This window comes from Jatrophihabitans sp. (genome assembly GCF_036388195.1).
Classification (GTDB): domain Bacteria; phylum Actinomycetota; class Actinomycetes; order Mycobacteriales; family Jatrophihabitantaceae; genus Jatrophihabitans_A.
This window is the reverse complement of record NZ_DASVSG010000052.1, coordinates 1-6,140: the sequence shown is the minus strand read 5'-3', so window position 1 is coordinate 6,140 and position 6,140 is coordinate 1. Positions and strand designations below refer to the sequence as shown.

Below are 6,140 nucleotides of genomic sequence, written 5' to 3'. Positions count from 1 at the left end.
CTCGGAGACCATCCCCCCGTCCCGCTCGCCGACCCGGCGGCCGGGGCCGTCGGCAGCGGCCAGGAAGACGCCGAACAGGCCGCGGTCGGGAATGGTGCCGCCCGAGGTCACCGCCAGCCGCTGGGCGCCCGGCCGCCCGGTCAGCTCGCCGCTGATCCGGTCCCAGACCAGCCTCGGCCGCAACTCGGCGAAGGCGTCGGAGGGATAGCGTCCGGCCAGCATGTCCAGCACCGCCTCCAGCGCGGACCGGGGGAGGGTGGCGAACGAGGCGCTGCGCCGGATCAGCCGTTCCACCTCGTCCACCGTCATGGTGTCCAGCGCCACCATCGCCACGATCTGCTGGGCCAGCACGTCCAGCGGATTGCGGGGATAGCGCATCGACTCGATCTGGCCGTCCCGGATCCGCTCGGCGACCACCGCGCATTCCAGCAGATCGCCGCGGTACTTGGGGAAGATCACCCCCTTGGACTCCGCGCCCACCTGATGTCCGGCCCGGCCCAGCCGCTGCATCCCGGCGGCCACCGACGGCGGCGACTCCACCTGCACCACCAGGTCGACCGCGCCCATGTCGATCCCCAGCTCCAGGGACGAGGTGGCCACCACGGCCGGGATCCGCCCGGCCTTCAGCTCCTCCTCGACGAGCTGGCGCTGCTCGCGCGACACCGAGCCGTGGTGCGCCCTGATGTCTGCCACCCGGTCGGGGTCGCGCTCGTGGGCGAGGTCGTTCAGCCGGGCGGTCAGCCGTTCGGCCAGCCGCCGGGAATTGGCGAAGACGATGGTCGAGGTGTGGTTGTCGATCAGGTCCAGGACCCGCTCCTCGACGTGCGGCCAGATCGAGGCCCGCCGTTGCGGGTCCTGGCCGGTGTCGGGCTGGCCGTCGCCCAGCTCGGTCAGGTCCTCGACCGGCACCACCACCGACAGGTCCAGCCTTTTGACGGTCGGCGGCTGGACCACGGTGACGGGACGGCCGCCGGCCAGGAAGGTGGCGACCTCGTCGATGGGGCGGACGGTCGCCGACAGGCCGATCCGCTGGGCCGGCTGGTCGAGCAGCGCGTCGAGCCGTTCCAGGCTCACCGCCAGGTGCGCGCCCCGTTTCGTGGCCGCCACCGCGTGCACCTCGTCGACGATGACCGTCTCGATCCCGGCCAGCGCCTGCCGCGCCGCGGAGGTGAGCAGCAGGAACAGCGATTCCGGCGTCGTGATCAGGACGTCGGCGCCGTGCCTGGCGAAGGCGCGCCGGTCCTCGGGCGTGGTGTCGCCCGAGCGCATCGCGACCGAGATCCTGGGCTCGGGCAGGTCCAGCCGGCGGGCGGCTTGGGCGATGCCGACCAGCGGCGATCGCAGGTTGCGCTCGACGTCTGCTGCCAGCGCCTTGAGCGGGCTGACGTAGAGCACCCGGCAGCGCCGGTTCGGGTCATCGGGAACGGGCAGCGCGGCCAGCCGGTCGATCGCGGAGAGGAAGGCCGCCAGCGTCTTGCCCGAGCCGGTCGGGGCGACCACCAGCGTGTGCTCGCCCTTGGCGATGGCCCGCCAGGCCCCGAGCTGGGCCTCGGTCGGGCTGTCGAAGGCACCCTCGAACCAGGCGGTGGTCGCCGGCGCGAACAAGGTGTCCATGCCTCCAGTGTGCGCGAGGGGTACGACAGCGGCAGCGGGCGGATCAGCGCCGCAGGCTGGCCCGCAGCCGGTCGCGGGCCGCAGGCCAGTCCTCATCGGTCATCGAGAACTGGGCGGTGTCGCGCCAGCTGCCGTCGGCCCGGATCCGGTGCTTGCGCAGCACCCCCTCCGGGGTCGCGCCGAGCCGCTCGATCGCCGCCCTGGAGCGTTCGTTGAGCACGTCGGTGTGCCAGACCACCCGGGCCGCTCCCAGCACGTCGAAGGCCTGGCTGAGCAGCAGCAGCTTGGACTCGGTGTTGTGGCCGGTGCGCCACCACCGCCTGCCGAGCCAGGTGTAGCCGATCGCCAGGGTCCGCAGCTCCGGGTGCACGTCGTAGTAGCTGGTGGTGCCCAGCACCTCCCCGGTCACGGCGTCCAGCTGGGCGAACGGAAACCGGTCACCGCGGGCCCGGGCGGCCAGCGCGGCCAGGATCTCGGCCCGGGCCAGCTCGGCGGTCACCGGGATGGGCGCCCTGCCCAGCCACCGGTACACCTGCTCGGCGCCGTCGTCGGAGCGCACCGCCGCCGCGTAGCCCTCGGCGTGTTCGGGCTGCAACGGCGCCAGCGTGACCAGGGCGCCACGCAGCGTCTCCTGCGCGTACCAGCGGGCCGGCTCGGGTGCGGGGGAGGCGGGAACCGGCATGGGGAGATCTTGCCCGAGCACCGCGACCGGCCGCACCCGCACTACTGTTCCAGGTGTGCGATTGAGCGAATTCTGGGAGCGGATGGAAGCCCGGTTCGGGTCGACGTATGCGCATTCGCTGGCTGCGGACTTCCGGGTGCCGGCGCTGGGCGCCACCGTCAACGACGCCATCGAGCGGGGCGACTCCCCGAAATCGGTGTGGCGGGCGATCTGCCAGGAATTCGATGTCCCCCAGAAGCTGCGCTGAGCGTCGGGCAGCGGTCGGCGGAACTGGTGTCGGCGTGTTGCGGACAATCGAACAGGTGTTCGCTAACCTGGATGGGCGAGCGCGTGGTCGTCCACAGATGTGCCTCGCCGGCGAAAGTGTCGGTGGTCAGATCTAGCGTTGCTCTCGACGGAACAGCCACTTGAGAGAGGTACCAACATGGCCGCAGCATTTGACCGCGACAAGGCACTCGAGGTCGCCCTGGGTCAGATCGACAAGCAGTTCGGCAAGGGCTCGGTGATGCGGCTGGGCGAGCGGCCCTACGTGCCCATCGAGGTGATTCCGACCGGCTCCATCGCGCTGGACATCGCGCTGGGGATCGGCGGCCTGCCGCGCGGCCGGATCATCGAGATCTACGGCCCGGAGAGCTCGGGCAAGACCACGGTGGCGCTGCATGCCGTCGCCAATGCCCAGGCTGCCGGCGGTGTGGCGGCGTTCATCGACGCCGAGCACGCGCTGGATCCCGAATACGCCCGCGCCCTCGGGGTCGACACCGACGCGCTGCTGGTCAGCCAGCCCGACACCGGTGAGCAGGCGCTGGAGATCATGGACATGCTGATCCGCTCCGGCGCCCTGGACATCATCGTGGTCGACTCGGTCGCCGCCCTGGTGCCCCGGGCCGAGATCGAGGGCGAGATGGGCGACAGCCACGTCGGCCTGCAGGCCAGGCTGATGAGCCAGGCGCTGCGCAAGATCACCGGCGCGCTGAGCAACTCCGGCACCACCGCGATCTTCATCAACCAGCTGCGCGAGAAGATCGGGGTCATGTTCGGCTCGCCCGAGACGACCACCGGCGGCAAGGCGCTGAAGTTCTACTCGTCCGTGCGCATGGACGTCCGCCGCATCGAGACCCTCAAGGACGGCGGCGAGGCGGTCGGAAACCGGACCCGGGTGAAGGTCGTCAAGAACAAGGTGGCCCCGCCGTTCAAGCAGGCCGAGTTCGACATCGTCTACGGCCAGGGGATCAGCCGCGAGGGCTCGCTGATCGACGTCGGCGTCGATCAGGGGATCGTGCGCAAGTCCGGCGCCTGGTACACCTACGAGGGCGATCAGCTCGGCCAGGGCAAGGAGAACTCGCGCAACTTCCTGCGTGACAACCCCGACCTCGCGGAGGAGATCGAGAAGAAGATCAAGGAGAAGCTGGGAGTGGGTGCTCAGGTGACGGCCGAGACCCCGCTGCCGGCCCCGGTCGACTTCTAGCAGGAGTGGCTCGCTCGCGGTCGGCGGGTGGGGGCGCCTGTGCCCCGCCCGCCGAACCCTCGGAACTCGATGATCGACGTGCCGATCCCGAGGCAGACCCCGAAGATGTGGCCCGGACGATCTGCCTACGCCTCTTGACGGCGCGGGCCCGCAGCCGGGCCGAGCTCCGCGACGCGCTCGCGGCCCGCCAGGTTCCTGAAGCGGCGTCGACCAAGGTGCTGGATCGGCTGGCTGCTGTCGGGCTGGTGGACGATCGCGCTTTTGCCGAGGGCTACGTGCAGTCCCGGCAACGCGACCGCGGTATCGCCGTGCGTGAGATCAGCCGCCAGCTGCGGGACAGGGGCGTCGAGGAGGCCGTGATCACCACCGCGGTGGCAGGTGTCGCCGCCGAGGACGAGGCTGAGGTGGCCCGGCAGCTGGTGCTGCGCAAGCTCCGGTCGATGACCCGGCTGACGCCGGAGGTCAAAACGCGGCGTTTGGTGGGAATGCTGGCTCGCAAGGGTTATCCGCCGTCCATGGCCTTTCAGGTGGTTAGGGACGCTGTCGGAGGATGCGGCGAAGACACTGCCCCCGATGACACCGCATGGCTGGCTTGACCCTGTGCCACATCGTTCATAGCCTCACAAGATCAGGAGATTGGATGCGTCGCGTCACAAGCGCAGCGCACTGACATACACCGCGTCATGTTTGCCCGTTGACCGTCGCCACGCCGAGGACCGAAGGAGATAACGACCGCCGCCGCTAGCACCTGCGGAGGCGCCTCCATTCTGTGTTCGCCTGTGGGTTCGGCCCCCGGCTCCGCCTCCTGGCAGTGCTGTCGCGACGGGTCCTGACGGACGCGTCGCCTCCGCGAGAGGGGGACGTTCGTGAGTTCGACTGAGTTCGCGGCTATCGCCGCGGTGTTCGTGTTGATTCTGATCCTCGGCCTTCGATTCCTGTCCCTGTACGCCGGCCGCTCCGCAGCCAGCGAAGCCTCTGTCCAGCGGCCGGCCCACGGGCACGATCGGGTTGCCGAAGCCGAGACCGAGGCCGAAGCGGTCCGGCAACGGGCGATCAAGGAGGCTGACGCCGCCCGCCGCGCCGCCGAGGCCGAGATCGAGTCGCTGCGCAGGGCGGCCCAGACCGAGGTCGCGGCGGCTCGCGCCAGCGCCGACGCCGTCCGGTCGCGGGCCGAGACGGTGGCCGAAGACCTGATCGCCGATGCCCGACGGGCCGCCGAACGCGAGTCGCAGGCGCGGCTGACGGCCCTGGCCACGCGGGAAGAGGAGCTGACGGCGCGCGCCGAGGCGCTGGCCGGCCGCGAATCCGAGCTGGAAACCCAGCTGCACGACATCCACGCCCGCCGCATCGCGCTGGACGCCGAGGGGGTGGCTCTGGAGGAGCTGCGCTCGGAGCTGACCGCGGCCACCCTGCGGCAGGAGCTCGAGCACACCGCGGCGCTGGAGCGGGTGGCCGGGCTCACCAGCGAGGAAGCCAAGCTGGAGTTGCTCACCACGGTCGAGGCCACCGCCCGCCGGGACGCCGCTGCCCTGGTGCGCACGATCGAGACCGAGGCGCGTGCCGAGGCGACCGACCGGGCCCGGGCCATCGTGGTCGACGCGGTACAGCGCATCGCCAGCGAGCAGACCACCGAGACCGTGGTGAGCGTGCTGCACCTGCCCAGCGAGGAGATGAAGGGCCGGATCATCGGCCGCGAGGGCCGCAACATCCGGGCCTTCGAATCGGTCACCGGGGTGAACGTGATCATCGACGACACCCCCGAAGCGGTGCTGCTGTCCTGCTTCGATCCGGTGCGCCGGGAGATCGCCCGGATCACCCTGGAGAAGCTGGTGCTGGACGGCCGGATCCACCCGCACCGCATCGAGGAGATCTACGAGTCGGCCAAGGTCGAGGTGGACGAGCTGTGCCTGCGGGCCGCCCGCGACTCCCTCGCCGAGATCGGCATCACCGACCTGGACGAGCGGCTGATCCCCACCCTGGGACGGTTGAAGTACCGGACCAGCTACGGCCAGAACGTCCTCGGGCACCTCATCGAGACCGCCCACATCGCCGGCATCATGGCCAGCGAGCTGGGCCTGGAAACCAGCCTCATCAAGCGGGCGGCGTTCCTGCACGACATCGGCAAGGCGCTCACCCACGAGGTCGAGGGCAGCCACGCCATCATCGGCGCGGAGCTGCTGCGCAAGTACGGTGAGAGCGAGGCCGTGGCGCACGCCGTCGAGGCCCATCACAACGAGGTGCAGCCGCAGACCATCGAGGCCGTGCTCACCCAGGCGTCCGACGCCAGCTCGGGCGGACGGCCCGGCGCGCGCCGCGAGAGCCTCGAGGCGTACGTCAAGCGGCTGGAGCGGATCGAGGAGATCGCGGCCGGCAAGTCCG

Annotated in this window: 6 protein-coding genes; 4 read left to right on the top strand and 2 right to left on the bottom strand. The window is 70.7% G+C overall.

The window, feature by feature from the left end; genetic code table 11:
* Both VF612_RS04990 and VF612_RS04985 read right to left on the bottom strand, forming a co-directional pair.
* Positions 1–1,614: DEAD/DEAH box helicase (locus VF612_RS04990; protein ID WP_408658747.1), on the bottom strand; the 1,614-nt coding region annotated here is incomplete at its 3' end.
* A 43-nt stretch (positions 1,615–1,657) separates the two neighbouring features.
* A complete protein-coding gene (locus tag VF612_RS04985) occupies positions 1,658–2,296 on the bottom strand; it encodes a GNAT family N-acetyltransferase (RefSeq protein WP_408658746.1) in 639 nt (212 codons plus the stop codon).
* 55 nt (positions 2,297–2,351) lie between these two features.
* Between VF612_RS04985 and VF612_RS04980 the strand changes: the two genes are divergently transcribed.
* The 4 genes from VF612_RS04980 to rny form a co-directional block, all read left to right on the top strand.
* Complete coding sequence (locus VF612_RS04980; RefSeq protein ID WP_408658745.1) at positions 2,352–2,543, top strand: DUF3046 domain-containing protein; 192 nt, start codon at positions 2,352–2,354, stop codon at positions 2,541–2,543.
* 177 nt (positions 2,544–2,720) lie between these two features.
* Entirely contained in the window at positions 2,721–3,761 is a 1,041-nt protein-coding gene (recA, locus tag VF612_RS04975; protein WP_408658744.1) for a recombinase RecA, read from the top strand.
* A gap of 5 nt (positions 3,762–3,766) precedes the next feature.
* Complete coding sequence (locus VF612_RS04970; protein WP_408658743.1) at positions 3,767–4,357, top strand: regulatory protein RecX; 591 nt, start codon at positions 3,767–3,769, stop codon at positions 4,355–4,357.
* A 303-nt stretch (positions 4,358–4,660) separates the two neighbouring features.
* A partial coding sequence (gene rny, locus VF612_RS04965; protein WP_408658748.1) for a ribonuclease Y occupies positions 4,661–6,140 on the top strand: 1,480 nt, incomplete at its 3' end.

Excerpts from the sequence above, each read along its gene's own strand:
- VF612_RS04985 (WP_408658746.1), bottom strand. The coding sequence starts at position 2,296 with ATGCCGGTTCCCGCCTCCCCCGCACCCGAGCCGGCCCGCTGGTACGCG.
- recA (WP_408658744.1), top strand. The coding sequence starts at position 2,721 with ATGGCCGCAGCATTTGACCGCGACAAGGCACTCGAGGTCGCCCTGGGT.